The organism is Pseudomonas sp. MF09156 (assembly GCF_059862305.1).
Genome location: NZ_JCBCUR010000012.1, coordinates 69,878 through 95,834, shown reverse-complemented (window position 1 = coordinate 95,834; position 25,957 = coordinate 69,878). Strand labels below are relative to the sequence as shown.

Sequence of the window (25,957 nt, the reverse complement as noted above, 5' to 3'; positions counted from 1 at the left end):
GGATCATCATGACACAAGCCCTCGGCCAAACATAACCGAGTCTCAATTGGCGCCTTTATAGACACAAGGCATTAGGACAATAGACGACGGTGGTTGTTCTGGATGAGTCGAAGTAGGACAATTGTCGGCTTCTCGACATCATCAGCGATATTGAATGGCCTTCCTTGCTCTGGGTATCAACCACAAGACTGCTTCTGTAGACGTCCGCGAGCGCGTGGCGTTTACCCCGGAGCAGTTGGTTGAGGCTTTGCAGCAGCTGTGCCGGCTCACCGACAGCCGCGAAGCTGCGATCCTTTCCACCTGCAATCGCAGTGAGCTCTATATAGAGCAGGAACATCTTTCGTCGGATGGGGTGCTGCGCTGGCTGGCTGATTACCATCATTTGAGCCTGGATGACCTGCGCGCCAGCGCTTATGTGCATGAAGATGATGCGGCAGTTCGTCACATGATGCGTGTGGCATCCGGGCTCGACTCCCTGGTTTTGGGCGAGCCGCAGATCCTCGGCCAGATGAAATCGGCCTACGCCGTGGCCCGTGAAGCCGGGACCGTGGGGCCGTTGCTGGGGCGTCTGTTCCAGGCCACCTTCAATTCGGCCAAGCAGGTGCGTACCGATACGGCGATTGGCGAAAACCCGGTCTCCGTGGCATTCGCCGCTGTCAGCCTGGCCAAGCAGATCTTCAGCGACCTGCAACGCAGCCAGGCCCTGCTGATCGGTGCCGGCGAGACCATCACCCTGGTCGCCCGGCACCTGCATGACCTGGGGGTCAAGCGGATTGTGGTGGCCAACCGAACCCTGGAGCGCGCCAGCATCCTGGCCGAAGAGTTCGGCGCCCACGCGGTGCTGCTCGCCGACATCCCGGCGGAACTGGTGCGCAGCGATATCGTCATCAGCTCCACCGCCAGCCAGTTGCCGATCCTTGGCAAGGGCGCGGTGGAAAGCGCGCTGAAGCTGCGCAAGCACAAGCCGATTTTCATGGTGGATATCGCCGTTCCCCGGGATATCGAGCCGGAAGTCGGCGAGTTGGACGACGTTTACCTCTATAGCGTCGACGATCTGCACGAAGTGGTCGCCGAAAACCTCAAGAGCCGCCAGGGCGCTGCCCAGGCCGCCGAGGAAATGGTCGCGATCGGCGCCGATGACTTCATGGTGCGCCTGCGCGAGCTGGCCGCGGTGGATGTGCTCAAGGCCTATCGCCAGCAAGGCGAGCGCCTGCGTGACGAGGAATTGATCAAGGCCCAGCGCCTGCTGGCCAATGGCGGCAATGCTGAAGATATCTTGATGCAATTGGCCCGTGGCCTCACCAACAAGCTGTTGCATGCTCCCAGCGTACAGCTTAAAAAACTGACAGCCGAAGGCCGCCTCGATGCGCTGGCCATGGCCCAGGAACTCTTTGCCCTCGGTGAGGGCGCGTCAGACAGCTCTTCGGATAAAAAACTGCAATGAAAGCGTCACTGCTCAATAAACTGGACGTGCTCCAGGACCGTTTCGAAGAACTGACCGCCTTGCTCGGCGACGGCGAGGTTATTTCCGATCAGACCAAGTTCCGTGCCTATTCCAAGGAATACGCCGAAGTTGAGCCGATCGTGACCACCTATTCGCAACTGCTCAAAGTGCAGGCCGACCTCGAAGGCGCCCAGGCGCTGCTCAAGGACAGCGACCCGGACATGCGCGAAATGGCCGTGGAAGAAGTCCGCGAAGCCAAGGAAAAGCTCGTCGAGCTCGAAGGCGACCTGCAACGCATGCTGCTGCCCAAAGACCCTAACGATGGGCGCAACGTCTTCCTGGAAATCCGCGCCGGCACCGGCGGTGACGAGGCGGCGATTTTCTCCGGCGACCTGTTTCGCATGTATTCGCGGTATGCCGAGCGGCGCGGCTGGCGCGTGGAAATCCTCTCCGAGAACGAAGGCGAGCACGGCGGCTACAAGGAAATCATCGCCCGCGTCGAAGGCGAGAACGTCTACGGCAAGCTGAAGTTCGAATCCGGCGCGCACCGCGTACAACGTGTGCCCGCCACCGAGTCCCAGGGCCGTATCCACACCTCGGCCTGCACCGTGGCGGTATTGCCAGAACCGGACGAGCAGGAAGCCATCGAAATCAACCCGGCGGACTTGCGCGTCGACACTTATCGCTCATCGGGCGCCGGTGGCCAGCACGTCAACAAGACTGACTCGGCGATCCGCATCACCCACTTGCCGTCCGGCATTGTGGTGGAGTGCCAGGAAGAGCGTTCCCAGCACAAGAACCGGGCGCGGGCCATGTCCTGGTTGTCGGCCAAGCTCAACGACCAGCAGACCAGCGCCGCGGCCAACGCAATTGCCAGCGAGCGCAAGTTGCTGGTGGGCTCGGGTGACCGCTCCGAGCGCATTCGCACCTATAACTACGCCCAGGGCCGGGTCACCGACCACCGGGTCAACCTGACCCTGTATTCCCTGGACGAAATCCTTGCCGGTGGCGTGGACGCAGTGATCGAGCCGTTGCTCGCCGAATACCAGGCCGACCAACTGGCCGCGATAGGTGAATAAATGACCATTATTGCCAGCTTGTTGCGCGCCGCCGACCTGCCAGATTCGCCTACCGCCCGCCTGGATGCCGAATTGCTGCTGGCCGCTGCCCTGGGCAAGTCCCGCAGCTACCTGCACACCTGGCCGGAAAAAATCGTCAACAGCGAAGACGCGCTGCGCTTTGCCGATTACCTGCAACGTCGCCGCAGCGGTGAGCCGGTGGCCTATATCCTCGGCCAGCAAGGCTTCTGGAAGCTCGACCTGGAAGTCGCTCCGCACACCCTGATCCCGCGCCCGGACACCGAGTTGCTGGTGGAAGCAGCCCTGGAGTTGTTGCCCGCCACCCCGGCCACTGTCCTGGACCTGGGCACCGGCAGCGGCGCCATCGCCTTGGCCCTGGCCAGCGAGCGCCCGGCCTGGCGCGTGACGGCGGTGGATCGCGTGCTCGAAGCGGTGGCCCTGGCCGAGCGCAATCGCCAGCGCTTGCACCTGGATAACGTCACGGTGCTTAACAGTCACTGGTTCAGCGCCCTGAAAGATCACACCTATCACCTGATCATCAGCAACCCGCCCTACATTGCCGACAGCGATCCGCACCTGGTGGCGGGCGATGTGCGTTTCGAGCCGGCCAGCGCACTGGTGGCCGGCCACGATGGCCTGGACGACCTGCGCCTGATCATCGCCCAGGCGCCGCAGCACCTGGAGGCTGGTGGCTGGTTGCTGCTCGAACACGGTTATGACCAGGCCCCGGCCGTGCGTGACTTGCTGCTGACCCAAGGTTTCGAAGAGGTCCACAGCCGTATCGACCTCGGCGGCCACGAGCGCATCAGCCTGGGGCGCCGGCCGTGCTGACCGATCAGGAGCTGTTGCGCTATAGCCGACAGATCCTGTTGCAACAGGTGGACATCGACGGCCAGTTGCGCCTGAAAAACAGCCGCGTGCTGATCGTCGGCCTCGGCGGCCTCGGTGCCCCGGTGGCGCTGTACCTGGCGGCTGCCGGCGTGGGTGAGCTGCATCTGGCGGACTTTGATACCGTCGACCTGACCAACCTGCAACGCCAGATCATCCACGACACCGACAGCGTTGGCCTGAGCAAAGTGGACTCGGCCATCCGCCGCCTGAGCGCGATCAACCCCGAGGTCCGGCTGGTTGCCCATCGCACGGCGCTGGACGCCGACTCGCTGGCCGCCGCCGTGGCCGATGTGGACCTGGTGCTCGACTGCTGTGACAACTTCACCACCCGTGAGGCGGTGAACGCGGCGTGCGTGGCGGCTGGCAAGCCCCTGGTCAGCGGCGCGGCGATTCGCCTCGAAGGCCAGCTCTCGGTGTTCGACCCACGCCGCCCGGAAAGCCCCTGCTACCACTGTTTATATGGGCACGGCAGCGATACCGAATTGACCTGCAGCGAAGCCGGCGTCGCCGGCCCATTGGTAGGCCTGGTCGGCAGCCTGCAAGCCCTGGAAGCCCTGAAGCTGCTGGCCGGTTTTGGCACACCGCTGGTTGGGCGCCTGCTGCTGATCGACGCCCTGGGCACACGTTTTCGCGAACTGCGGGTCAAGCGCGACCCCGGTTGCAGCGTCTGCGGTAGCCAGCATGGTTAAGGATGCACCGATCGGTGTGTTCGACTCCGGTGTCGGCGGCCTGTCGGTGCTGGACGAAATTCATCGGTTGTTGCCCCATGAATCGCTGCTGTACGTGGCGGATTGCGGGCATATCCCCTATGGCGAGAAAACCCCTGCATTCATTCGCGAACGTTCGCGGGTGGTCGCGGAGTTTTTCCGTGGGCAGGGCGCCAAGGCCTTTGTGATTGCCTGCAACACGGCCACCGTGGCGGCGGTCGCGGATTTGCGCAGTGATTACCCGGACTGGCCGCTGGTGGGCATGGAGCCAGCGGTCAAGCCAGCCGCCGCCGCAACCCGCAGCGGTGTGGTCGGGGTGCTGGCCACTACGGGCACCCTGCAAAGTGCCAAGTTCGCTGCGCTGCTGGATCGTTTTGCCACCGACGTGCGGGTGATTACCCAGCCATGCCCGGGGCTGGTGGAGCTGATCGAAGCCGGCGACCTGGACAGCCCGGCGCTGCGCCAGATGCTGCAAGGTTATGTCGCGCCGCTGGTCGAGGCCGGATGCGACACCATCATCCTTGGTTGCACTCACTATCCTTTCCTCAAGCCACTGCTGGCGACGATGCTGCCACCGTCGATCATCCTGATCGACACCGGGGCGGCCGTGGCGCGCCAACTGCAACGCTTGCTGGGTGAGCGTCAGCTGCTGGCCGAGGGCAATCCTCGGGCCGCGCAGTTGTGGACCAGCGGTGATCCGCAACATCTCAGAAATATCCTACCCACACTATGGAAATTCAGCGGCGTTGTGCGAAGCTTCGCCCTGTGAAAAATTCGTGAAATAGCGGGTTTTCCGGCTGAACTTCTGCGTTGTCCGTGATTTCTATAGCTCTTGATGAGCAGTACAAAACCATACAACTTCGTTTGGAAAGGATGTTTCTTATGAGGCGCTTGTTCTGTTTGGCTGCGATTGCGGCCGTCGTGGTGGGACACTCGGTTTCGGCCCAGGCTGCCGGCCTGGAGTTTGCGGTGGGGCATACCAGCGATTCGACCATGACTTATCGTCTGGGCCTGCAATCGGACTGGGACAAGAGCTGGTGGCAGAGCGATGTGGGGCGCCTGACTGGCTACTGGAGCGGCGCTTATACCTTCTGGGACGGTGACGAACGGGCGAGTGTCAGCAGCCTGTCGTTTTCGCCGGTGTTTGTGTATGAATTTGCCGGTGAGTCGGTCAAACCCTACATCGAAGCGGGGATCGGCGTGGCGCTGTTCTCACGCAGCCGGGTCGAAGACAACAACATTGGCGGCGCTTTCCAGTTCGAAGACCGCCTGGGCTTTGGCTTGCGCTTTGCCGGTGGGCACCAGGTGGGGATCCGTGCCACGCACTATTCCAACGCTGGCATCAGCAGCCACAACGATGGTATCGAGAGCTATTCGTTGAACTACACCATGCCGCTCTGATTTTCCCAGCACAGCAGAACCCATGTAGGAGCGGGCTTGCCCGCGATGCAGACGACTCGGTGCTTCAGACAAACCGAGGTGATGCTATCGCAGGCAAGCCAGCTCCCACATTTGCCCTGGGATCAGCGGTAGACCGTCGCAATCCCCAGGCGCTCTTCAAGGCACTCCGGCTCGCCCATCTCGAATTCCCGGCAGATCAGCGGTCGTTTCTCATAGATCGTGCACATCATCGTGTCGCGATCCAACGCCGCGCACCAGCCGTCGTCCAGGCGCAGCATGACTTCGCCGCCCCAATCGTCCGTATCGATAAAGCGATCAGGCACGCCAGTGTCGGTGATCAGCATGACTTCCAGCTGGCAGCAGCAGGCTGCGCACGTGGAGCAGGTGACGGCAGGTTCGGTGATTTGGGTGTGAGGGATGGTGGTCATAGGCGCGCAGTGTAAGGCAAGCCGGTCTAGCGCGTGTGAAAGCTCTGACAAACGTCAGCGCGCGAGCCGGTGCAGGCCAGGAAATACCACAGCCCACAGCAGCGCGATTGCCACCAGGGTTGGCACGGTGGCAAACCCGAAGCTCACACCGGCCAACTGGCTGCCGGCGTAGTACGACAGCGGCCCGCCCGCAGCTCCGAGCAGGCTTGCGCGCCACCAGGGCCGGGCGCTCCAGGCCAGGCAGTGGCGTAGGGTGGTCGCCAGTAGCGCCCACAGCAGGATCAGCCACACAGGAATCAACGGACCTGGATCACTGAATTCAAACACCCCGAGCGTGCGCAGCAGCGTGTCCAGCAGGGTGCCCAGCACGGTCACGCTCAAGATCAACCGCCACTCAACGGCCCACGAAGTTATCCACAGCAGGTGGACCGCCAGCACGCCCAGCCCGACCAAAAACCACAGGCTGTCACCACCGATCACACAGGCAAACCAACCGCACTGGAACAACGCGGCATTGGCCAGGTTTTTAAGCATTGAAGCGCCCGAGCAACGGTTGTGTCACCGCGCAGGGCTTGGCCAGCAGCAACTGCGCGGTGCCGATGGTGCGTTCCATAAAGCCGCCTTCGCAGTAGCACAGGTAGAACTCCCACAACCGCAGGAAGTATTCGTCGTAGCCCAGTTCCGTCAGTCGACCGTGGGCGCGGCGAAAGTTCTCATGCCACAAGCGCAAGGTTCGCGCGTAATGCAGGCCGAAATCCTCCATGTGCAACAGGTTCATATCGGTGTCGCGGCTGACGATCTGCAACATCTTCTGCACACAGGGCAAGGCACCGCCGGGGAAGATGTAGCGCTGGATGAAGTCGACGCTGCCCTTGGCCTGTTCATAACGTTGTTCGCGAATGGTGATGGCCTGCAACAGCATCAACCCGTCGCTCTTGAGCAAGTGCGCGCATTGCTTGAAGTAGGTGGGCAGGAAACGATGGCCCACGGCCTCGATCATTTCGATGGACACCAGCTTGTCGTACTGCCCGCTCAGGTCGCGGTAGTCCTGCAATAGCAGCGTCACCTGGTCCTGTAGTCCCAAGGCCTGGATGCGCTGTTCGGTGTAGGCAAATTGCTCCTTGGACAAGGTGGTCGTGGTGACCCGGCAGCCGTACTGCTGCGCTGCATACAGGGCCATGCTGCCCCAGCCGGTGCCGATTTCCAGCAGGTGGTCCGATGGCTTGAGTGCCAGTTTCTGGCAAATGCGCTCCAGCTTGTTAAGTTGTGCCTGCTCCAGCGTGTCGTCGGCGGTAAGGAACTGCGCCGCCGAATACATCATGGTCGGGTCAAGAAACTCCTGGAACAGGTCGTTACCCAGGTCGTAATGGGCGGCGATGTTTTTTTGCGAGCCCTTGCGGGTGTTGCGATTGAGCCAGTGCAGGCCTTGGGTGAGTGGGCGGGCCAGCTTGGCCAGGCCGCCTTCGAGGGCGTCCAGTACATCGAGGTTGCTGACCATCACGCGCACCACGGCGGTCAGGTCCGGGCTGCTCCAGAACCCATGGATAAACGCCTCGCCGGCGCCGATGGAACCGTTGGCGGCCACCAGGCCCCACACCGCCGGGTCGAGGATCTGGATCTCCCCCAGCAAGTGCGCTTCCCGTGCGCCGAACACCTGGCGCTCGCCGTCCTCGATCACCACCAGTTGGCCATGGCGCAGCTTGCCGAGTTGGCGCAGCACGGCTTTGCGCAACAGCGCGCCGGTCAGGCCGTTGACGTTCAGGCGGTTGGATTTGACCGATAAGCTAGGGGATTTCATGGCGACGATCCTTGGGATAGCCAATTGCACAGGCGCCATCGGCGGCCTGATGGGGAAAAAACGGGGTGCGTTTAAAGAGCAGGCGCAGCGCTTGCCAGTAGATGGCCAGGCAGGTCTTGGCGGTCATCCACGGAAAGCGCCGCAAGTAGCGATGCAGGCTGGCGCGGTCGAGGGCTTCGCGTTGCAGGCTCAAGGTGGCATCGAAGACCTTGGTCTCGCCTTGCCAGTCGGCCATATGCACGCCCAGGCGCTGGCTCGGCGGGCTGAAGCTCATGCGGTATTCCAGGTCTCGGGGCAAAAACGGCGACACATGAAACGCCTTGGCCACCGCGAAATGCTGATGCTCGCCAACCGCCAGGGCCTGGGCCGGCAGCACGTAGTGATAACGCTCGCGCCATGGCGTGTTGGTCACTTCACAGACAATCGCCGCCAGTTGCCCGTCGGCCTCAAAGCAATAGAAGAAACTCACCGGGTTGAACGCCAGGCCCCAGCTGCGGGCCTGGGTCAGCAGGCAGATGTTGCCCTGGGGGGTATGCCCCAGCGCCGTGCCGACCACTTGGCGCACGGCATCGATCAAGCAGGTGCCGTCGCGGGTCAATTCACGCAGGTAATCCTGCTGGCGAAACGCAAAGGGCGCGAAGCGGCCATGACCTGCTAAGGGCGACAGCCCCAGCACCTGTTCCTGTTCGCTCAGATCCAGGTACAGCAGGCCAATGCGATAGCGAAAGGCATGGCCTTTGGGGGTGAAGCGCCGGTGGGCGATCCAGCCGCTGTAGAGCGCGCTGTTCACAGGGTTTCCCCAAAGGCTTGGGCCACGCGCAGGGCGCTGACCACGCCGTCTTCATGAAAACCGCTGGCCCAGTAGGCCCCGCAATAATAGGTGTGCCGGGTGCCATGCAGTTCTTCCCAGCGCGCTTGCGCCGCCACCGCCGCCAGGCTGTATTGCGGATGGGCATAGGTATAGCGGGCGAGAATCTTCAGCGGGTTGATAATCGCCGTCTGATTGAGGCTCACACAAAAGGTGGTGGGGCTGTCGATGCCTTGCAGGATGTTCATGGCATAGGTGACGGCTGCCGGCTTGTGTGTGCTGGCGTCCATCCGATAGTTCCAGCTGGCCCAGGCCAGGGGGCGATCGGGCAGCAAGCGGGTGTCGGTGTGCAGGGCCACGTCATTGTCGGCGTAGGTTATCGCCCCAAGAATCTGCTGTTCAGCCTGGCTGGGATCGTCCAGCAGGGCCAGGGCCTGGTCGCTGTGGCAGGCGAAGACGACCTTGTCGAAAATTTCACGGCCATCGGCACTGTGGATAACCACGCCTTCTGGTGTGCGCTCGACTTTTTGCACCGGGCAGTTGAGGCGGATCTGCTGGCCAAACGAGCGGGTCAGCGGCTCGATGTAACGACTGGAGCCACCCTCGATCACACACCACTGCGGCCGATTGTTCACCGACAGCAAGCCGTGGTTCTTGAAGAACCGCACGAAAAACTGCAGCGGGAACCCGAGCATGTCCGCCAGGGGCATCGACCAGATCGCCGCGCCCATGGGCACGATGTAGTGGCGGATAAATCGCGGGCCGTAGTTGCCCGCCTGCAAGTATTCGCCCAGGGTCATTTGTGCGCTGATGCGTTGCTCCTGCAAATCCAGGGGCGCCTGGCGATTGAAACGCAGGATGTCGCGCAACATGCCCCAGAAACCCGGGGACAGGAGATTGCTGCGCTGGGCGAACAGGCTGTTGAGGTTGTTGCCGTTGTACTCGACATTTTCCTCGGGGTCGCACACCGAAAAACTCATTTCGGTCGGTTTGAACGGCACGCCGATCTGCCCCAGCAGGCGGATGAAGTTGGGGTAGGTCCAGTCGTTGAACACAATAAACCCGGTGTCCACCGCATACCGCGTGCCCTCGACGGTCACGTCTACCGTATGGGTATGGCCGCCAATCCGGTCGGCGGCTTCGAACACCGTGATGTCGTGACGGCGGCTGAGCAGATAGGCACTGGTCAGCCCGGAAATACCGCTGCCGATTATGGCGATCTTCACAGGTCGTCCTTCTGCGGCGGCGGGCTGCGCAGCATGCGTTTGCCGATGATCAGTTGCGCGCGGTTCGGCAGTTTCGACAGTGGCCACAGGGTGGCGATGAACAGCGCTGGGAAGGCGATTTCCAGCGGGCGTTTTTCCAGTTTGCCGAAAATATGCCGCGCGGCCTTGTCGGCCGGCCAGCTCAGGGGCATGGGGAAATCGTTGCGTTCGGTCAGTGGCGTATCGACGAAACCGGGGCTGACTACCGTGACATCAATGCCTTCGGGAGACAGGTCGATGCGCAGGGATTCGAACAAGTAGCGCAGGCCGGCCTTGGACGCGCCATAGGCTTCTGCGCGGGGCATCGGCAGGTAGGTGACGGCACTGGCGACCCCCACCAGGTGCGGGGTGTGACCGGCACGCAGCAGTGGCAGCGCGGCTTCGATGCAATAACTGCTGGCCAGCAGGTTGGTGCGCACCACGTGTTCGATAATCGACGCATCGAACTGCCGGGCATCCACATACTCGCAGGTGCCGGCATTCAGGATCACGGTGTCCAGGGCGCCCCAGGTTTGTGCGATCTGCTCGCCGATTTCCCGTACGACCTGGCTGTTGGTCAAGTCTCCGGCCACCACCAGCACTTGGCCGGGGTAACGTTGGGCCAGTTGTTCCAGCGGCGCCTTGGAACGTGCACTCAGCGCCACCTGCGCGCCACTGCCGAGCAACTCTTCGGCCAGGGCGGCACCGATGCCACTGCTTGCTCCTGTCAGCCAATAACGGCGTGGCGATTTCAGGCTCATGCCATTCTCCCTTTCAACCAACGGACCAGCCGGCCAAGTACCGGCAGGTGTTCGTAAAGCAGCGCTCCAGCATCAAAGTAATCGCGGTGCCGGTAGACCTTGTCGTGCCATAGCAGGTGGGAGCAGCCTTGCACCTGAATCTGTTGGCCGCCCGCCAGGCGCGGGTGGCAGAAACTCATGGTCCAGCGTAGATAACCCTCGCCTTCGGCCACGTGGTCGAAGCCGTGGAAGTCAAAATGCAGTTGATTGACGTTGCTGTAAAGCTCGGCGAAATACGCATTCAGCGCGCTGATGCCGTGGACCTGGTGCAGTGGATCGCTAAACGATATGTCCTGGCTGTACAGGCTGTCGAGCCGGTGCAGGTTGTGTTTGTTAAGACCGGCGAAAGACTCGGCGAACTGGCGCAGGAAGTCACTCATACCCACCTCCTGCCGCCTGGCGCGGGGGCAGGGCACGAAAGGCCGCCAGCGCCCGCTCGCGGGAAGACTTCAGGTCGACGATGGGCCGTGGGTAGTCGGCCACGCCAAACAGGCCGCCGACGGCGTCGGGGCTGTGCACTTGCTTTTTGTTCAATCCCGCCAGTTGCGGCAGCCACTGCTTGATAAAACGCCCTTCGCCGTCGAATTTCTCGGACTGGCTCAACGGGCTGAAAATGCGGAAATACGGCGCCGAGTCGGTGCCGGTGGACGAACTCCACTGCCAGCCGCCGTTATTGGCCGCCAGGTCGCCGTCGATCAGGTGCCGCATAAAGAAGCGCTCGCCCTCGCGCCAGTCGATCAAAAGGTTCTTGGTCAGGAACATCGCCACCACCATGCGCAGGCGATTATGCATCCAGCCGGTTTCAAGAAGTTGGCGCATCGCGGCGTCGATGATCGGCAGGCCGGTGCGCGCCTCTTGCCAGGCGGCCAGGTCGGCGGGGGCGTGGCGCCAGGCCACGGCTTCGGTTTCCGGGCGAAAGGCACGATGGCGCGACACCCGTGGGTAGCCCACCAGAATATGTTTGTAGAACTCACGCCACAGCAGCTCGTTGATCCAGGTGATTGCACCGATATCGCCGCTTTCGAATTCACCCTGGTTGCTTTGCAGCGCCGCATGCAGGCACTGGCGCGGCGAGACCACGCCAGCAGCGAGGTACGCAGAGAGTTGGCTGGTGCCGGGCTTGGCCGGAAAGTCGCGTTCGTCCTTGTAGTAGCTGATCTGGGCATCGGCAAATTGCCCGAGGCGCCGCTGTGCCTCGTCTTCACCGGCCGGCCACAGGGCGCGCAGGGTGTCGCTGGGCGCGGCGAATCCTCTGACCTGTTCGGGAACCTTGTCGCTGACCAATGCCAAGGCCGCCTGGGCCTTGGGCGTCGGCACCCGGCGTGGCAGGGCACTGTGCAGGCGGTTGTAACAGACCTTGCGAAACTGGCTGAACACTTGGAAGTAGGTGCCGGTCTTGGTCAGTACGCTGCCGGGTTGGAACAGCAGTTGGTCCAGGTAACTGTAAAAATCCACCCCTTGTGCTTCCAGGGCCTGGGCTACGGCGGCATCACGCCGGCTTTCGTGGATCCCGTACTCTTCGTTGGCGTGGACGGTCTCGACCGCCAAGGCCTGGCACAGCTCGACCAATACCTGTGGCACTTGATCCCATGTATCGGCGTGGCGGATCAGCAGTGGGATATTCAATTCACCCAGGGCCTGGCCCAGGCACTTGAGGTTGCGCAGCCAAAAGTCGACTTTGCACGGCGCATCGTCATGGGCCAGCCATTGGTCCGGCGTGATCAGGTACACCGCCGCCGTCGGGCCACGCTGGCAGGCGGCAGCGAGGGCGGTGTTGTCATGTAGGCGCAGGTCGCTGCGCAGCCAGATCAGGTGCATTTAAAGAAGCCCACGCTGGATCAGGAGCTGATGGGCCGACAACGGGTCTTCGGCCAGCAACAGTTCAGGGATGTCTTGGGTTAATACCGCCAACTCGGCCTGGTGGATGCACACCGTTGGTCCGGCGAGGAGGATTGGGCAACTACTGCCGCTCAAGAGTTTCGGCAGCGCCGCCAGATTGATGGCCTTGCTGGAGTAGAGCACCACGGCGCGTGGTTGCAGGTGTTCGACCGCCAGGGCCAGTTCGCCGGTGGGCAACGGCCAGTCGAAGACTTCCACCGGGCAATCGGCGCTGCTGGCCAACCAGGCGCTCAACCACAGGTGCGGCTCCAGCGGCAGGTCGCAATGGTTGATCAGCAATAACGGGGAGCCACTGAGTTGGCGATTGTTGTGATACATCCGTGCGCCAAATTTGCTGCGCAGCCAAGAGTGGAAAAACACCCGCTCCATCTGCGCGCCGAACTGGCCTTGCCAGCGCTGTTCCAGTTCCTTGAGCAGAGGCAGCAACAGTTGCTCGCACAGGGTGCGCGGCGGGTAGAGGGCCATGGCCTGGTTGAACACATCATCGACCCGGCGCTCGGCCAGTTGGCTGATGGCTTGCACCAGGGTCTGGCGCAGGCCCTGCCATTCGTTTTCGCCGCTGTCGTCCACCGGCTGGGCGCTGTCGATCAACTGCTTGACCTGGCTGACCGGCACGCCACGGTTGAGCCAGGTCAGGATGGCCTGGATGCGCTGCACATGCTCGGTGTTGAACAGCCGATGGCCCTTGGGCGTGCGCTGCGGCACGATCAGGCCATAGCGCCGTTCCCAGGCACGCAGGGTCACGGCGTTGACCCCGGTCTGGCGCGCCACTTCGCGAATCGGCAGCCAGCCTTGTTCCAGGGCCTGGGCGACGTCTTCGACGGGGTGGGTGGGGTGGTGCAGGGAAGCATTCATGGGTTAGATCGCATTACGCAGGCTGAGATTTTCCGGATGCGGTTGCAGGTAGGCCTGCTGCGCGATGTAGCGGTCCGGATGTTGGCGAAAGTGATGTTTGAGCAAGGTCAGCGGCACCACCAGCGGCACGATGCCGTGGCGGTATTGGCCGATCAGGGTTTGCATCTCCTGTTTGTCCTCGGCGCTGAGGGCTTGCTTGAGATAGCCGCTGATGTGCTGCAGCACGTTGGAATGGGTGCCACGGGTGGCGCACTTTTTCAGGGCACTCATCAGCTCGCTGAAATAGTCCCTGGCCAAGGCATGCAGGTCGCAGCCCTTGCCCATGCTGCCCAGCAGATGGCCGAGGCTTTTGTAGTGGGCTGGGCTGTGGGCCATCAGCAGGTATTTGTAACGCGAGTGAAAGGCCAGCAGGCGGTGGCGGGTCAAGCCCTCGGCCAGTAGTTGCTGCCAGCTGGCATACACAAACACCCGGGTGAGGAAATTTTCGCGCAGCACCGGGTCATGCAGGCGGCCATCTTCTTCCACTGGCAGATTGGGGTGGCGGGCACAGAATGCCTGGGCATAGATGCCGCGCCCGCCGCCATCCACCGGGGTGCCGTTGTCGCGGTAGACCTTGACCCGTTCCAGGCCGCACGACGGTGACTTCTGCATGAAGATGTAGCCGCACAGGTCGGTGTGCTCGGCGGCCATGTCCTGGCCGTAGGTGTCCAGCGCGGCGGTCACGTTCAGTTCGCGGTGCACCGTGCCCACGGCCTGCGGTTGCTGCGGGTCGCCCACCAGGCGAATCGGCTCACGGGGGATGCCCAGGCCGATGGCCACTTCCGGGCACAGGGGCACGAAGTCGAAGTAGTCAGCGAGGGTCTGGCTGCACAGAGGGGATTGTTTGTGCCCGCCATTGAAGCGCACGTTCTCGCCGAGCAGGCAGGCGCTGATGGCGATCTTGGGTTTGCCGGTGGCGGACACAGGGGTGGACATGGCAAAACCTCTACAAGATTCCTGTACAGCATGTAATTCCTGTACAACTTAATCTCATCATAGGTCTGAAGCTATACAAGTCAAATTATTTGTACAGGTTTTTACTGCCAGCCGATTTTCCACTGCCCGGCATCTTGCAGGCTTTGCCAGGCCAGGCGCTCTGCGCGACGGGTCAGGACCGCTTGCAGTTCTATCTCCAGCACGCGGCCTTGTTCATCGCGAAACAACTCAGTGACCAGGAAATGCTTTTCCTTGTGCCGAGGCTGGGTGGCGGTCCATTTCGAGAGCAGTAATTTCGCCGGGTTGATGCGCTTCATTGCAGGTGCTCAAGCAGGCGCCGCGCGGCTTCCTGGCCGCTGAGCCATGCGCCTTCGACCCTGCCTGACAGGCACCAGTCGCCGCATACGTAGAGGCCCAGGTCGGCATCCGCCAGCACTCCCCATTCATGGCTGCCCGCCGGGCGGGCGTACAGCCAGCGGTGGGCGAGGCTGAAGGAGGGCGCCGGCATGCTGCAATGCAGCAGTTCGGCAAAGGCGCCGTGGAGCAGTTCGATGATGGCTTCCTTGGGCAGGTCCAGGTGCCTTTTGCTCCAGGCACTGGTGGCGTGCAGGATCCAGGTGTCTGGCGTGGCGTCACGCCCTGGTTTGCTGCGGTTGCGGGCCAGCCAGTCGAGGGGGCTGTCTTGTACGAAACAGCCTTCCATCGGCGTATCCAGCGGCGTGTCGAATGCCAGGGCGACAGCCCAGGTCGGGTCCATTTTCACCCCGGCCGCCGTGCTCGCCAGTTTGGGCGCCGCCGCCAGCAATGCCGTGGCCTGGTGGGCTGGGGTGGCGATGATCACATGGCTGAAGGGGCCATGGTTGCCGCCGTCGGCGTCCAGCAGGTTCCAGTGTTGCTGGCCCTGGAACACTTCGGTGATCCGGCAGCCAAACTCCACCGGCAGGTCATCCAGCAATGCACGGGTGATGGCGCTCATGCGCGGGGTGCCGACCCAGCGGGTCTGTTCGTCGGGGGAGGGGCTCAGTTGGCCGGATTGGCAGTTGTAGAGTTGCGGTTCCCACTCGGCGGCCCAGCCATTGGCTTGCCAGCGTTGCACTTCATTGACGAAGCGCCGGTCGCGCGCAGTGAAGTACTGCGCGCCCAGGTCCAGTGCACCGGCCTCGCTGCGCTTGCTGGACATACGCCCGCCACTGCCACGGCTTTTATCGAAGAGTTGTACAACGTGCCCGGCATCTTTTAACGCTCGGGCGGCCGAAAGTCCGGCGATGCCGGTACCGATGATCGCGATGGGAACAGTCATGGGAGGCCTCGTTTTACCGTTGGGTACAGACTACGCCGACACCAATAGCTGTACAATATTGTTTTTTGGTATAAGTTTCGGCATGCCTGAATGTGTCGCGTGACCTATGGTTAAACCCAGGTCGCGGCCGATTAAAAAGATCCCTGCTTATAAAATAGACCAGCGATGCCCGGCCAACGTTACAGGAGGAAGATCTCATGCATATTTTGCTGACCGGCGGTACAGGTCTGATCGGCCGCCAGCTCTGCCAGCACTGGAGCGCCCAGGGGCATCGGTTGACGGTCTGGAGCCGCAACCCCGCGCAGGTCGCCACGTTGTGCGGTGCGCAGGTGCAGGGCGTGGCCCGTTTGCAGGACGTGACGCAGCCGGTGGATGCCGTTATCAACCTGGCCGGCGCGCCGATTGCCGACCGCCTCTGGACCCACAAACGCAAGGCGCTGCTGTGGAGCAGTCGCATCAGCCTGACGGAAACCCTGCTGGCCTGGCTTGAAGGCCTGGCGGTAAAACCTGCGGTATTGATCAGTGGTTCGGCGGTGGGCTGGTACGGCGATGGCGGTGAGCGCGAGCTGACCGAAGCCAGCGGCCCGGTGCAGGACGATTTCCCCAGCCAGTTATGCATTGCCTGGGAAGAAACCGCCCAGCGCGCCGAAGCCTTTGGCCTGCGGGTGGTGCTGGTGCGTACTGGCCTGGTGCTAGCGGCGCAGGGCGGCTTTTTGTCGCGGCTGTTGCTGCCCTTCAAGCTGGCGCTGGGCGGGCCTATCGGCAACGGTCGGCAGTGGATGCCGTGGGTGCATATCAAGGATCAAATCGCCCTGATTGATTTTCTTCTGCACAAACCTGACGCCAGCGGTCCTTATAATGCCTGCGCGCCGCAGCCGGTGCGTAACCGCGAGTTCGCCAAGACCCTGGGCCAGGTGCTGCACCGCCCGGCGTTCATGCCGATGCCGGCGTTTGCCTTGCGGGTGGGTTTGGGCGAGTTGTCCGGGCTGTTGCTGGGCGGGCAGAAGGCGTTGCCCGAGCGGTTGTTGGCCGCCGGTTTCACTTTTCAGTTCACTGAGTTGCACGCGGCCCTGGACGACTTGTCCAGCCGCCTCTAGAGATAGGATGTTGCATGACGGATCACGCGTTGTTACTGGTCAACCTGGGCTCACCGGCGTCCACTTCGGTGGCCGATGTGCGCAGCTACCTCAATCAGTTTTTGATGGACCCGTATGTGATTGACCTGCCGTGGCCGGTCCGGCGCTTGCTGGTGTCGCTGATCCTGATCAAGCGTCCCGAGCAGTCGGCCCACGCCTACGCTTCGATCTGGTGGGATGAAGGCTCGCCGCTGGTGGTGCTCAGCCGTCGCCTGCAACAGCAGATGACTGCGCAGTGGACCCAGGGCCCGGTGGAGCTGGCGATGCGCTATGGCGAGCCGTCGATTGAGAGCGTGCTGACTCGCCTTGCTGGCCAAGGTATCCACAAAGTCACGCTGGCGCCGTTGTATCCACAGTTTGCCGACAGCACCGTGACCACGGTGATCGAAGAAGCGCGGCGTGTGGTGCGCGATCAGCAGCTCAACCTGCAGTTCTCGATCCTGCAACCGTTCTACGACCAGCCGGAATACCTCGACGCCCTGGTGGCCAGTGCCAAGCCGCATTTGCAGCAGGATTACGATCACCTGCTGTTCAGCTTCCACGGCCTGCCGGAGCGGCACCTGAACAAGCTCAACCCCGGGCATTCCCTGGAAGGCGCGGGCGACTGCTGCGCCAATGCGTCGCCGCAGGTGCGCACCACCTGTTATCGCGGGCAGTGCTTCAGCGTCGCCCGCGATTTTGCCGCGCGCATGGGCTTGGCGGACGATAAATGGTCGGTGGCGTTCCAGTCGCGCCTGGGCCGGGCGAAGTGGATCGAACCCTACACCGAGGCCCGCCTGGAGGCCTTGGCCCAGCAGGGGGTGAAGAAGTTGCTGGTGATGTGCCCGGCGTTTGTCGCCGATTGCATCGAGACCCTGGAAGAGATTGGTGATCGCGGCCTGGAGCAGTTCCGCGAAGCCGGCGGTGAGGAGTTGGTGCTGGTGCCGTGCCTCAATGATGATCCGCAATGGGCGGCGGCGCTCAATACCTTGTGCGAAAGAGCGCCTGTCAGCCTCTAATGTGGGGGCTTGTGTAGGAGCTGGCTTGCCTGCGATGCAGGCACCTTGGTGTGTCATTCATACCAAGGTGATGCTATCGCAGGCAAGCCAGCTCCCACACAAGTCAGCCCCAGGCAAGTCCTACACAAGCAGGCTCCCACATGGCTTCAGTGGTGTTCACTCATGATGGGGCTGGCCGAGGAAGGTCAGTGAGCTGAACAGCGCGCGGGCCTGTACCTCGCTGTCACCCTTGACCGGCACTTCTGTCTGCGCCGCAATCACATTCAACGCCTCATTGCGCACCAGTACCTGGGCCCGGCCATCCTTGTCGGTCTCGGTGCTCAGGGTATTGGGCGCGCTGCGGTAGTCACCAATCAACTTGATCCCGGCGGCAGGCTTGCCGTCGATCAGCACCCGTACGGGCAGCGATTGGCCGGGGCCGACGGTCAGCGGGTCGACCTCGGGCACAATCACCATTCTCAATTGATCCAGCTTGGGCAGCTTGACCCCGGCCTGATAGATCGCCAGGCTGTACTTCAGGGCCTGGGTGGTTTCGACGGCGCCAGGTACCTGGCTGCGGCCCTTGTTCACCCACTTCTTGTCCGGGGTTTGCGACCACAAGCCGTTATCAAAGGCCACCGCCAGCACGGCAGGCGGCTTGAGCGGTTGCAGGCGCGCCTGATCGTCCAGGCGCTGCACGGTCACCGGGATCATCCGGCCACTGGCGTCGTAGGCCCAGGCGCCGCTGACTTTCCTCGCCTTGAAGGCTTCATCCTCGGCACCGTGGCCGTAGACCACCTCGAGATGGCCCCGGCGTTGTTCGGTCCACAGGCCATGGGCCGAGACCTGGGTGGCGAACAGCAGGCCGAGCACGGCCAATGATTTGAGCGCTTGCATGGTGAGGTCCTTTTACAGGTTGAGGGTCAGGCTGACGGTGAAGTTGCGCGGCTCTCCGGGGTTGACCCAGTAGTTGCTGTAGGAGCGCTCGTAATACTTTTCGTCGAACAGGTTGTTGAGGTTCAGGCCCACGGTGACGTTATCGCTGGCCTTGTAATGGGCCAGCAGGTCGACGGTATGGTAGGCCGGCAACTCGAAGCTTTTACCGGCCTCGCCCGAACGGTCGCCGACGTAGGTAAACGCCGCGCCCAGGTCCGAGCCACGCAGGGCGCCATCCTGGAACTCGTACACGCCCAACAGGCTGCCACTGCGCTTGGCCACGCCGAGAATGCGGCTGCCGGCGGGGATCTCTTTGTCGCCCTTGGTCACTTCGGCATCGATGTAGGCAAACGCGCCAATCACCCGTACGGCATCCGTCAATTGCCCAGTCAGTTGCAGGTCGAAGCCCTGGCTGCGGGCCTTGCCGATGGCGCGCTTGGTGTCGGTGGCCGGGTCCGTGGCCAGGGTGTTTTCCTTTTCGATATGGAAGGCGGCCAGGGTAGTGCTCAGGCGGTCGTCGAACAGCTCGCTCTTGATCCCCACTTCATAGCCGATGCCTTCCTCGGGCTTGAGGAAATTGCCGGCTGCGTCCAGCTCACTTTGCGGTTTGAACGAGGTGGAGGCGTTGGCAAACAGGCCCACTTGCGGGGTCAGTTGATACAGCAGGCCCGCCCGTTGGGTCATGACATCGTGGGTTTTCTGGCTCTTGGCACCGTTCCGGGTGAAGTCCTTCGAGCTTTGCTCGACATGCTCCAGGCGCACGCCAACCACACCGCGCAGGCGGTCGGTAAAGACGATCTGGTCTTGCAGGTTCAGCGCCTGGCTTTTCACCTGGGTGAAAAAATCACTGCCGGTGCGCTCGCCATTGGGCTTGGGCTGGCCATAGACCGGACGGTAGATATCAATCGGGTAACGGCCGGCGATGGCGGTCACCCGTTCTTTCTTGCGGTAGTCCTCGTACTCGGTGCCGATCAGCAGTTCATGCTGCCAACTGCCCACCTCGAACAGGCCGCGCAACTCCAGTTGGGTGATGCTGTCGTGCCAACCCATGGAGCGTTGGCGGTAGCGGCGGTTGATGGTATGGCCGTCGGCATTCAGCGCGCGGTTTTCCGACGCTTCGCCCCACAGGCTGCCCTGTTTGTAGTGGCTGGCCAGGCGCAGCTTCCAGGCATCGTTCAAGTGATGTTCGAGGGTGGCTTGCAGGCGGTTGTTGTGGTTGTCGATATCGCCGTCGTTGGGCTCGCCGAGGAAGGTCGAGCGGGACATGCCGCTCCAGCGGTTGTTGGGGGCGACGAGGCCGCGGTCGAAGGTCGAGCTGTGGCGCACGAACTCACTTTCCACCAGCAGGCTGGTGTCCGGGTCCAGTTGCCAACTGAACGAGGGCGCGACAAACACTCGCTTGCTCTGCACATGGTCGCGGAAGCTGTGGTTGTCCTCCACTGCCAGGTTGACCCGCGACAGCACATTGCCTTCGCTGTCCAGCGGGGTGTTCATGTCGATGGCGGTACGGTAGCGGTCCCAGCTGCCGGCGCTGGTCTGCACGGTGGTGAAGGCTTCGGCTTGGGGCTTCTTGGTGACGATGTTCACCGTGCCGCCGGGATCACCACGGCCATACAGGCTGGCGGCGGGGCCCTTGAGCACTTCGATGCGTTCGATATTGGCCACGTCCGGTGTGCTGGGGTAGCCGCGGTTGGCGCTGAAACCGTCCTGATAGAACTGCGAGGTGGTGAAGCCACGAATGCTGTATTCGTAAAGGGTCAGGCCACCAAAGTTGTTCTGCTTGGACACGCCACCGGCAAATTCCAGGGCGCGCTCGACGTTGTTGCTGCCCAGGTCCTTGAGCACCGTGGCGGGAATCACACTGATCGATTGTGGGATATCGCGCAGGGCCGTGTCGGTCTTGGTCGCGCTGGCCGAGCGGGTCGCGCGGTAGCCCTTGACCGGGCCGGTGGCGGACTCATAGGCCTCGCCGGTGATGCTGGTGGTGCCCAGTTCCAGGGGGTTGGTGTCTTCTGCAAATACCGGGTCTACCAGCAATCCCAAGGCGAGACCGGCCAGGGGCGCAAACTTTCGAGACGTCATGGTCTAACATTCCAATATCAATATTGAAATAATATAACATGACTATTGAGAGTGTATCTCTTTAAGGATCTTCGTTTATTCCTGCTCTTTCACCGTTGCCGGTGCCGGCGGCGGGCGCAGGCCCACTTCGGCCAGCAGCTTGATTTCCTTGCCGTTGCGCATCACCTGGATCGCGACCTTTTCCGTCGGTTTGATTCGCGCCACCTGGTTCATCGAACGCCGGCCGTCGCCCGCCGGTTCGCCGTCGATACTGAGGATCACATCGCCCACCTGCATCCCGGCCTTTTCCGCCGGGCCGCCGCGCAGGATGCCGGCAATCACAATGCCTGGGCGCCCGGTCAGGCCAAAGGACTCCGACAGCTCCTTGGTCAGCGGCTGCACTTCAATCCCCAGCCAGCCGCGAATCACCTGGCCGTGCTCGATGATCGACTTCATCACTTCCATCGCCAGCTTGACCGGGATCGCGAAGCCGATGCCTTGGGAGCCACCGGATTTGGAGAAGATCGCGGTGTTGATGCCGGTCAGGTTGCCACTGGCATCCACCAGCGCGCCGCCGGAGTTGCCCGGGTTGATCGCCGCGTCGGTCTGGATGAAGTCTTCGTAGCTGTTGAGGCCCAGTTGATTGCGCCCGGTGGCGCTGATGATGCCCATGGTCACCGTCTGGCCGACGCCGAACGGGTTGCCGATCGCCAGCGCCACGTCACCCACGCGCAGGCCCTCGGAGCGGCCGATGGTGATGGACGGCAGGTTCTTCAGGTCGATCTTCAGGACGGCAAGGTCGGTTTCCGGGTCGCTGCCCACCACCCGCGCCAGGGTTTCGCGGCCATCACGCAGGGCCACGACAATCTGGTCGGCGCCGGTGCTCACATGGTTGTTGGTCAGGATGTAGCCTTGCGGGCTCATGATCACCCCGGAACCGAGGCTCGACTCCATGCGGCGCTGCTTGGGCGAGTTGTCGCCGAAAAAGCGCCGGAACTGTGGGTCTTCGAACAGTGGGTGCGCCGGTTTATTGATGACTTTGGTGGTGTACAGGTTGACCACCGCAGGCGCGGCCACCACCACCGCATCGGCGTAGGTCACCGGGCCCTGTTGCACCGCGCTGGTTTGCGGCGCCTGTTGCAGGTTGACGTCCAGGCTTGGCAGGCCGACCCATTGCGGATAACGCTGAATGATCAGCATCGCGATCAGCACGCCGGCCAACAATGGCCATCCAAAATAACGCAGTGCCTTGAGCATCAAGTAAGTCCTGACAGGTTGCAGGGGGCGCGGGAGCGCCCATAATGTCGCGCATTATACGAGGCCGCGAGCGCCTCTGAACGGGATATTTAGGAGTCTTTTATGGCCGTCGCCCTGAGCACCTTGGTTGAAGAAGCGGATCGCTACTTGAACAGCGCGAAAATTGCCGATTACTGCCCCAATGGCCTGCAGGTCGAAGGCCGGCCGCAGGTGTTGCGCATTGTCAGTGGCGTGACCGCCAGCCAAGCGCTGCTCGACGCGGCGGTGGAGGCCAAGGCCGACCTGGTGCTGGTGCATCACGGCTATTTCTGGAAAGGCGAAAGCCCGTGCATCACCGGCATGAAGCAGCGCCGCCTCAAGACCCTGCTCAAGCACGACATCAGCCTCTTGGCCTACCACCTGCCGCTGGACCTGCACCCGGAAGTGGGCAACAACGTGCAATTGGCCCGCCAGTTGGACATTACCGTCGAAGGCCCGCTGGACCCGGACAACCTCAAGGTCGTGGGGCTGGTGGGCTCCCTGGCCGAGCCGCTGTCGGCGCGGGATTTCGCCCGGCGCGTGCAGGAAGCCATGGACCGCGAGCCGTTGCTGATCGAAGGCAGCGCGATGATCCGCCGCGTGGGCTGGTGCACCGGCGGCGGCCAGGGCTACATCGACCAGGCCGTGCTGGCCGGGGTGGATTTGTACCTCAGCGGCGAAGCCTCGGAGCAGACCTTCCACAGCGCCCGGGAAAACGACATCAGCTTTATCGCCGCCGGCCATCACGCCACCGAGCGTTATGGCGTGCAGGCCCTGGGCGACTACCTGGCCCGGCGCTTTGCCCTGGAACACCTGTTTATCGATTGCCCCAACCCGATCTAAGCCCCCATTGCATCCACTGTAGGAGCCGGCTTGCCGGCGATGAGGCCCTTGAGTCATGCATTGATTTCAAGGACACCATCGCCGGCAAGCCGGCTCCTACGGGGCGATGTACGGCCAAACGAGGCGGTATATCCATATACCGTTTCGATCTAGCTGGCTCCCTGAATAGAAGAAGGTGCTGTGCTAGCATGCCCCGCTCGAACACGGCCCGCAGGCCGTCCAAAAAGAATCGTTTTTCCGTGAGTAGCCATGGTCGATAAACTGACGCATCTGAAACAGCTGGAGGCGGAGAGCATCCACATCATCCGTGAGGTTGCCGCCGAGTTCGACAACCCGGTGATGCTCTACTCCATCGGCAAAGACTCCGCCGTGATGCTGCATCTGGCGCGCAAGGCATTCTTCCCGGGCAAGCTGCCGTTTCCGGTGATGCATGTGGACACTCAGTGGAAATTCCAGGAAATGTACAAATTCCGCGACCGCATGGTCGAGGAACTGGGCCTGGAGCTGATCACCCACGTCAACCCGGACGGCGTGGCGCAGGGCATCAACCCGTTTACCCACGGCAGCGCCAAGCACACCGACATCATGAAGACCGAAGGCCTGAAACAAGCCTTGGACAAGTATGGTTTCGACGCAGCGTTCGGCGGCGCCCGTCGCGATGAAGAGAAATCCCGCGCCAAAGAGCGCGTGTACTCGTTCCGCGACAGCAAGCACCGCTGGGACCCGAAAAACCAGCGTCCGGAGCTGTGGAACGTCTACAACGGCAACGTCAACAAGGGCGAGTCGATCCGCGTGTTCCCGCTGTCCAACTGGACCGAGCTGGATATCTGGCAGTACATCTATCTGGAAGGTATCCCGATCGTGCCGCTGTACTTCGCCGCCGAACGCGAAGTGATCGAGAAGAACGGCACGCTGATCATGATCGACGACGAGCGCATCCTCGAGCACCTGTCCGACGAAGACAAAGCCCGTATCGTCAAGAAGAAAGTACGTTTCCGTACCCTTGGCTGCTACCCGTTGACGGGCGCGGTGGAGTCCGAAGCCGAGACGCTGACGGACATCATCCAGGAAATGCTCCTGACGCGAACTTCCGAGCGCCAGGGCCGTGTCATCGACCACGATGGCGCCGGCTCGATGGAAGACAAAAAACGTCAGGGTTATTTCTAAGGGGTTGTCATGTCGCACGTATCTGATTTGATCAGCGAGGACATCCTCGCCTACCTGGGCCAGCACGAACGCAAGGAAATGCTGCGCTTTCTGACCTGTGGCAACGTCGACGACGGCAAGAGCACCCTGATCGGGCGCCTGCTGCACGACTCGAAGATGATCTACGAAGACCATCTGGAAGCCATCACCCGCGATTCGAAGAAAGTCGGCACCACCGGTGACGATATCGACCTGGCATTGCTGGTCGACGGCCTGCAGGCCGAGCGTGAGCAGGGCATCACCATTGATGTGGCCTACCGCTATTTCTCCACCGCCAAGCGCAAATTCATCATCGCCGACACCCCCGGCCATGAGCAGTACACCCGCAACATGGCCACCGGTGCGTCCACCTGTGACCTGGCGATCATCCTGGTGGACGCGCGCTACGGCGTGCAGACCCAGACCCGTCGCCACAGCTTTATCGCCTCGCTGTTGGGCATCAAGCACATCGTCATCGCGATCAACAAGATGGACCTCAACGGTTTCGACGAGAGCATTTTCGAGTCGATCAAGGCCGATTACCTGAAGTTCGCCGATGGCATTGCGTTCAAGCCGAGCACCATGGCCTTTGTGCCGATGTCGGCGCTCAAGGGCGACAACGTGGTGAACAAAAGCGAGCGTTCGCCGTGGTACACCGGCCAGTCGCTGATGGAGATTCTCGAAACCGTCGAGATCGCCAACGACCGCAACTACACCGACCTGCGTTTCCCGGTGCAGTACGTCAACCGTCCGAACCTGAACTTCCGTGGTTTTGCCGGCACCCTGGCCAGCGGCATCGTGCACAAGGGCGACGAAGTCGTAGTGCTGCCGTCGGGCAAGAGCAGCCGCGTCAAATCCATCGTCACCTTCGAAGGTGAACTGGAGCACGCAGGCCCAGGCCAGGCCGTGACCCTGACCATGGAAGACGAGATCGACATCTCCCGTGGCGACCTGCTGGTGCATGCCGACAACGTGCCGCAAGTCACCGATGCCTTCGACGCCATGCTGGTGTGGATGGCCGAGGAGCCGATGCTGCCGGGCAAGAAATACGACATCAAGCGCGCCACCAGCTATGTGCCGGGTTCGATCACCAGCATCGTGCATCGTGTGGATGTGAACACCCTCGAGGAAGGCCCGGCCAGTGCCTTGCAGTTGAACGAGATCGGCCGGGTCAAGGTCAGCCTCGATGCGGCCATTGCCCTGGACGGTTACGCCAGTAACCGCACCACCGGCGCCTTTATCGTGATCGACCGTTTGACCAACGGCACCGTGGCTGCGGGCATGATCATCGCCCCGCCGGTCAGCCATGGCAGCGCCGCGCAGCACGGCAAGTTGGCCCATGTGGCCACCGAAGAACGCGCCCAGCGCTTCGGCCAGCAGCCGGCCACCGTGTTGTTCAGCGGCTTGTCGGGCGCTGGCAAGAGCACCCTGGCCTATGCGGTCGAGCGCAAACTGTTCGATATGGGCCGTGCGGTGTTTGTGCTGGATGGGCAGAACCTGCGCCATGACCTGAACAAAGGTCTGCCCCAGGATCGTGCCGGGCGTACCGAGAACTGGCGGCGTGCGGCCCACGTGGCGCGTCAGTTCAACGAAGCCGGCTTGCTGACCCTGGCGGCCTTCGTCGCACCGGATGCCGAAGGCCGGGAACAGGCCAAGGCGTTGATCGGCAGTGACCGTTTGCTGACCGTGTACGTGCAGGCCTCGCCGCTGGTGTGTGCCGAGCGTGACCCGCAAGGCCTGTACGCCGCCGGTGGGGATAACATCCCTGGCGAGTCGTTCCCGTACGACGTGCCGTTGAATGCTGACCTGGTGATCGATACCCAGGCACTGTCGCTGGACGACAGCGTCAAGCAAGTGCTGGAGCTGTTGCGCCAGCGCGGCGCGATCTAAACCTCGCCGCCACAAAAAAGCCCGC

The 25,957-nt window shown here is 62.3% G+C and carries 26 protein-coding genes; 11 read left to right on the top strand and 15 right to left on the bottom strand.

Going from position 1 to position 25,957, the window contains the following annotated elements; all coding sequences use genetic code 11:
* Window positions 1–154: 154 nt before the first annotated feature.
* The 6 genes from hemA to AC19YY_RS22370 all read left to right on the top strand — a co-directional run bounded on the left by hemA (window position 155) and on the right by AC19YY_RS22370 (window position 5,522).
* On the top strand, window positions 155–1,444 hold the full coding sequence (gene hemA, locus AC19YY_RS22395; RefSeq protein WP_169954856.1) for a glutamyl-tRNA reductase: 1,290 nt from the start codon (window positions 155–157) through the stop codon (window positions 1,442–1,444).
* Complete coding sequence (prfA, locus tag AC19YY_RS22390) at window positions 1,441–2,523, top strand: peptide chain release factor 1 (protein ID WP_169954857.1); 1,083 nt, start codon at window positions 1,441–1,443, stop codon at window positions 2,521–2,523. Before hemA ends, prfA begins: the two co-directional genes overlap by 4 nt.
* Window positions 2,524–3,354, top strand: coding sequence for a peptide chain release factor N(5)-glutamine methyltransferase (gene prmC / locus AC19YY_RS22385; RefSeq protein ID WP_169954858.1), 831 nt, complete (start codon window positions 2,524–2,526; stop codon window positions 3,352–3,354).
* Window positions 3,348–4,103 (top strand): molybdopterin-synthase adenylyltransferase MoeB, encoded by a 756-nt coding sequence (locus AC19YY_RS22380; RefSeq protein ID WP_169954859.1) that lies wholly within the window; start codon window positions 3,348–3,350, stop codon window positions 4,101–4,103. The genes prmC and AC19YY_RS22380 overlap by 7 nt, the downstream gene beginning before the upstream one ends.
* On the top strand, window positions 4,096–4,890 hold the full coding sequence (gene murI, locus AC19YY_RS22375) for a glutamate racemase (protein ID WP_169954860.1): 795 nt from the start codon (window positions 4,096–4,098) through the stop codon (window positions 4,888–4,890). Before AC19YY_RS22380 ends, murI begins: the two co-directional genes overlap by 8 nt.
* A 113-nt stretch (window positions 4,891–5,003) precedes the next feature.
* Window positions 5,004–5,522, top strand: a complete 519-nt coding sequence (locus AC19YY_RS22370) for an acyloxyacyl hydrolase (protein WP_169954861.1) — start codon at window positions 5,004–5,006, stop codon at window positions 5,520–5,522.
* A gap of 122 nt (window positions 5,523–5,644) precedes the next feature.
* Here the strand turns inward: AC19YY_RS22370 and AC19YY_RS22365 are convergent, their stop codons facing one another.
* From AC19YY_RS22365 to AC19YY_RS22310, 12 genes are all read right to left on the bottom strand, one after another.
* Window positions 5,645–5,950, bottom strand: coding sequence for a YkgJ family cysteine cluster protein (locus AC19YY_RS22365; protein WP_170058579.1), 306 nt, complete (start codon window positions 5,948–5,950; stop codon window positions 5,645–5,647).
* A gap of 54 nt (window positions 5,951–6,004) precedes the next feature.
* Window positions 6,005–6,484: a DUF2878 domain-containing protein gene (locus AC19YY_RS22360; protein ID WP_500604896.1), complete on the bottom strand. Its 480-nt coding sequence runs from the start codon at window positions 6,482–6,484 to the stop codon at window positions 6,005–6,007.
* Window positions 6,477–7,748: a class I SAM-dependent methyltransferase gene (locus tag AC19YY_RS22355; protein ID WP_432755048.1), complete on the bottom strand. Its 1,272-nt coding sequence runs from the start codon at window positions 7,746–7,748 to the stop codon at window positions 6,477–6,479. Before AC19YY_RS22355 ends, AC19YY_RS22360 begins: the two co-directional genes overlap by 8 nt.
* Window positions 7,735–8,538 carry a DUF1365 domain-containing protein gene (locus AC19YY_RS22350; RefSeq protein ID WP_500604895.1) on the bottom strand — a complete coding sequence of 268 codons (804 nt, stop codon included), beginning with the start codon at window positions 8,536–8,538 and terminating at the stop codon, window positions 7,735–7,737. Before AC19YY_RS22350 ends, AC19YY_RS22355 begins: the two co-directional genes overlap by 14 nt.
* Window positions 8,535–9,782 (bottom strand): NAD(P)/FAD-dependent oxidoreductase, encoded by a 1,248-nt coding sequence (locus AC19YY_RS22345; protein ID WP_432755049.1) that lies wholly within the window; start codon window positions 9,780–9,782, stop codon window positions 8,535–8,537. Before AC19YY_RS22345 ends, AC19YY_RS22350 begins: the two co-directional genes overlap by 4 nt.
* Window positions 9,779–10,561, bottom strand: coding sequence for an SDR family NAD(P)-dependent oxidoreductase (locus AC19YY_RS22340; protein WP_170043033.1), 783 nt, complete (start codon window positions 10,559–10,561; stop codon window positions 9,779–9,781). Before AC19YY_RS22340 ends, AC19YY_RS22345 begins: the two co-directional genes overlap by 4 nt.
* The gene (locus AC19YY_RS22335) at window positions 10,558–10,980 is read right to left on the bottom strand and encodes a nuclear transport factor 2 family protein (protein WP_169954868.1); all 423 of its coding nucleotides are present in this window, start codon (window positions 10,978–10,980) and stop codon (window positions 10,558–10,560) included. The genes AC19YY_RS22340 and AC19YY_RS22335 overlap by 4 nt, the downstream gene beginning before the upstream one ends.
* Window positions 10,973–12,418 carry a deoxyribodipyrimidine photo-lyase gene (gene phrB / locus AC19YY_RS22330; protein ID WP_500604894.1) on the bottom strand — a complete coding sequence of 482 codons (1,446 nt, stop codon included), beginning with the start codon at window positions 12,416–12,418 and terminating at the stop codon, window positions 10,973–10,975. Before phrB ends, AC19YY_RS22335 begins: the two co-directional genes overlap by 8 nt.
* Window positions 12,419–13,354, bottom strand: coding sequence for a MerR family transcriptional regulator (locus tag AC19YY_RS22325; protein WP_169954870.1), 936 nt, complete (start codon window positions 13,352–13,354; stop codon window positions 12,419–12,421). It lies immediately after the preceding gene.
* Between the two features lie 3 nt (window positions 13,355–13,357).
* Window positions 13,358–14,317: a YbgA family protein gene (locus AC19YY_RS22320; RefSeq protein ID WP_407073427.1), complete on the bottom strand. Its 960-nt coding sequence runs from the start codon at window positions 14,315–14,317 to the stop codon at window positions 13,358–13,360.
* 113 nt (window positions 14,318–14,430) lie between these two features.
* Entirely contained in the window at window positions 14,431–14,646 is a 216-nt protein-coding gene (locus AC19YY_RS22315) for a TIGR02450 family Trp-rich protein (protein WP_169954872.1), read from the bottom strand.
* Window positions 14,643–15,629 carry an NAD(P)/FAD-dependent oxidoreductase gene (locus AC19YY_RS22310; protein WP_169954873.1) on the bottom strand — a complete coding sequence of 329 codons (987 nt, stop codon included), beginning with the start codon at window positions 15,627–15,629 and terminating at the stop codon, window positions 14,643–14,645. The genes AC19YY_RS22315 and AC19YY_RS22310 overlap by 4 nt, the downstream gene beginning before the upstream one ends.
* A gap of 197 nt (window positions 15,630–15,826) precedes the next feature.
* On the opposite strand from AC19YY_RS22310, the gene AC19YY_RS22305 reads away from it, so the two are divergent.
* Window positions 15,827–16,726, top strand: coding sequence for a TIGR01777 family oxidoreductase (locus AC19YY_RS22305; protein ID WP_169954874.1), 900 nt, complete (start codon window positions 15,827–15,829; stop codon window positions 16,724–16,726).
* Window positions 16,727–16,740: 14 nt separating this feature from the next.
* The gene (gene hemH / locus AC19YY_RS22300; RefSeq protein WP_172313470.1) at window positions 16,741–17,763 is read left to right on the top strand and encodes a ferrochelatase; all 1,023 of its coding nucleotides are present in this window, start codon (window positions 16,741–16,743) and stop codon (window positions 17,761–17,763) included.
* 156 nt (window positions 17,764–17,919) lie between these two features.
* On the opposite strand, the gene AC19YY_RS22295 is transcribed toward hemH, so the two are convergent.
* The 3 genes from AC19YY_RS22295 to algW all read right to left on the bottom strand — a co-directional run bounded on the left by AC19YY_RS22295 (window position 17,920) and on the right by algW (window position 21,996).
* Complete coding sequence (locus tag AC19YY_RS22295; RefSeq protein WP_500604893.1) at window positions 17,920–18,639, bottom strand: DUF4198 domain-containing protein; 720 nt, start codon at window positions 18,637–18,639, stop codon at window positions 17,920–17,922.
* Between the two features lie 12 nt (window positions 18,640–18,651).
* Window positions 18,652–20,760, bottom strand: coding sequence for a TonB-dependent siderophore receptor (locus tag AC19YY_RS22290; protein ID WP_500604892.1), 2,109 nt, complete (start codon window positions 20,758–20,760; stop codon window positions 18,652–18,654).
* A gap of 75 nt (window positions 20,761–20,835) precedes the next feature.
* Window positions 20,836–21,996 carry a Do family serine endopeptidase AlgW gene (gene algW / locus AC19YY_RS22285; protein WP_169954878.1) on the bottom strand — a complete coding sequence of 387 codons (1,161 nt, stop codon included), beginning with the start codon at window positions 21,994–21,996 and terminating at the stop codon, window positions 20,836–20,838.
* Between the two features lie 102 nt (window positions 21,997–22,098).
* On the opposite strand from algW, the gene AC19YY_RS22280 reads away from it, so the two are divergent.
* The 3 genes from AC19YY_RS22280 (at window position 22,099) to cysN (ending at window position 25,932) form a co-directional block, all read left to right on the top strand.
* Complete coding sequence (locus AC19YY_RS22280; protein WP_500604891.1) at window positions 22,099–22,857, top strand: Nif3-like dinuclear metal center hexameric protein; 759 nt, start codon at window positions 22,099–22,101, stop codon at window positions 22,855–22,857.
* A 249-nt stretch (window positions 22,858–23,106) separates the two neighbouring features.
* Window positions 23,107–24,024: a sulfate adenylyltransferase subunit CysD gene (cysD, locus tag AC19YY_RS22275; RefSeq protein ID WP_029295601.1), complete on the top strand. Its 918-nt coding sequence runs from the start codon at window positions 23,107–23,109 to the stop codon at window positions 24,022–24,024.
* 9 nt (window positions 24,025–24,033) lie between these two features.
* Window positions 24,034–25,932, top strand: coding sequence for a sulfate adenylyltransferase subunit CysN (gene cysN / locus AC19YY_RS22270; protein WP_169954880.1), 1,899 nt, complete (start codon window positions 24,034–24,036; stop codon window positions 25,930–25,932).
* Window positions 25,933–25,957: the final 25 nt, after the last annotated feature.

Bases quoted from the DNA above. Each gene is read 5' to 3' on its own strand.
- AC19YY_RS22335 (WP_169954868.1), bottom strand. From the start codon at position 10,980: ATGAGTGACTTCCTGCGCCAGTTCGCCGAGTCTTTCGCCGGTCTTAAC.
- hemA (WP_169954856.1), top strand. From the start codon at position 155: ATGGCCTTCCTTGCTCTGGGTATCAACCACAAGACTGCTTCTGTAGAC.
- AC19YY_RS22370 (WP_169954861.1), top strand. From the start codon at position 5,004: ATGAGGCGCTTGTTCTGTTTGGCTGCGATTGCGGCCGTCGTGGTGGGA.
- AC19YY_RS22305 (WP_169954874.1), top strand. From the start codon at position 15,827: ATGCATATTTTGCTGACCGGCGGTACAGGTCTGATCGGCCGCCAGCTC.
- phrB (WP_500604894.1), bottom strand. From the start codon at position 12,418: ATGCACCTGATCTGGCTGCGCAGCGACCTGCGCCTACATGACAACACC.
- cysN (WP_169954880.1), top strand. From the start codon at position 24,034: ATGTCGCACGTATCTGATTTGATCAGCGAGGACATCCTCGCCTACCTG.
- AC19YY_RS22280 (WP_500604891.1), top strand. From the start codon at position 22,099: ATGGCCGTCGCCCTGAGCACCTTGGTTGAAGAAGCGGATCGCTACTTG.
- cysD (WP_029295601.1), top strand. From the start codon at position 23,107: ATGGTCGATAAACTGACGCATCTGAAACAGCTGGAGGCGGAGAGCATC.
- prmC (WP_169954858.1), top strand. From the start codon at position 2,524: ATGACCATTATTGCCAGCTTGTTGCGCGCCGCCGACCTGCCAGATTCG.
- murI (WP_169954860.1), top strand. From the start codon at position 4,096: ATGGTTAAGGATGCACCGATCGGTGTGTTCGACTCCGGTGTCGGCGGC.
- AC19YY_RS22355 (WP_432755048.1), bottom strand. From the start codon at position 7,748: ATGAAATCCCCTAGCTTATCGGTCAAATCCAACCGCCTGAACGTCAAC.
- AC19YY_RS22365 (WP_170058579.1), bottom strand. From the start codon at position 5,950: ATGACCACCATCCCTCACACCCAAATCACCGAACCTGCCGTCACCTGC.
- AC19YY_RS22325 (WP_169954870.1), bottom strand. From the start codon at position 13,354: ATGAATGCTTCCCTGCACCACCCCACCCACCCCGTCGAAGACGTCGCC.
- hemH (WP_172313470.1), top strand. From the start codon at position 16,741: ATGACGGATCACGCGTTGTTACTGGTCAACCTGGGCTCACCGGCGTCC.
- algW (WP_169954878.1), bottom strand. From the start codon at position 21,996: ATGCTCAAGGCACTGCGTTATTTTGGATGGCCATTGTTGGCCGGCGTG.
- AC19YY_RS22295 (WP_500604893.1), bottom strand. From the start codon at position 18,639: ATGCAAGCGCTCAAATCATTGGCCGTGCTCGGCCTGCTGTTCGCCACC.
- prfA (WP_169954857.1), top strand. From the start codon at position 1,441: ATGAAAGCGTCACTGCTCAATAAACTGGACGTGCTCCAGGACCGTTTC.
- AC19YY_RS22310 (WP_169954873.1), bottom strand. From the start codon at position 15,629: ATGACTGTTCCCATCGCGATCATCGGTACCGGCATCGCCGGACTTTCG.
- AC19YY_RS22360 (WP_500604896.1), bottom strand. From the start codon at position 6,484: ATGCTTAAAAACCTGGCCAATGCCGCGTTGTTCCAGTGCGGTTGGTTT.
- AC19YY_RS22315 (WP_169954872.1), bottom strand. From the start codon at position 14,646: ATGAAGCGCATCAACCCGGCGAAATTACTGCTCTCGAAATGGACCGCC.
- AC19YY_RS22290 (WP_500604892.1), bottom strand. From the start codon at position 20,760: ATGACGTCTCGAAAGTTTGCGCCCCTGGCCGGTCTCGCCTTGGGATTG.
- AC19YY_RS22340 (WP_170043033.1), bottom strand. From the start codon at position 10,561: ATGAGCCTGAAATCGCCACGCCGTTATTGGCTGACAGGAGCAAGCAGT.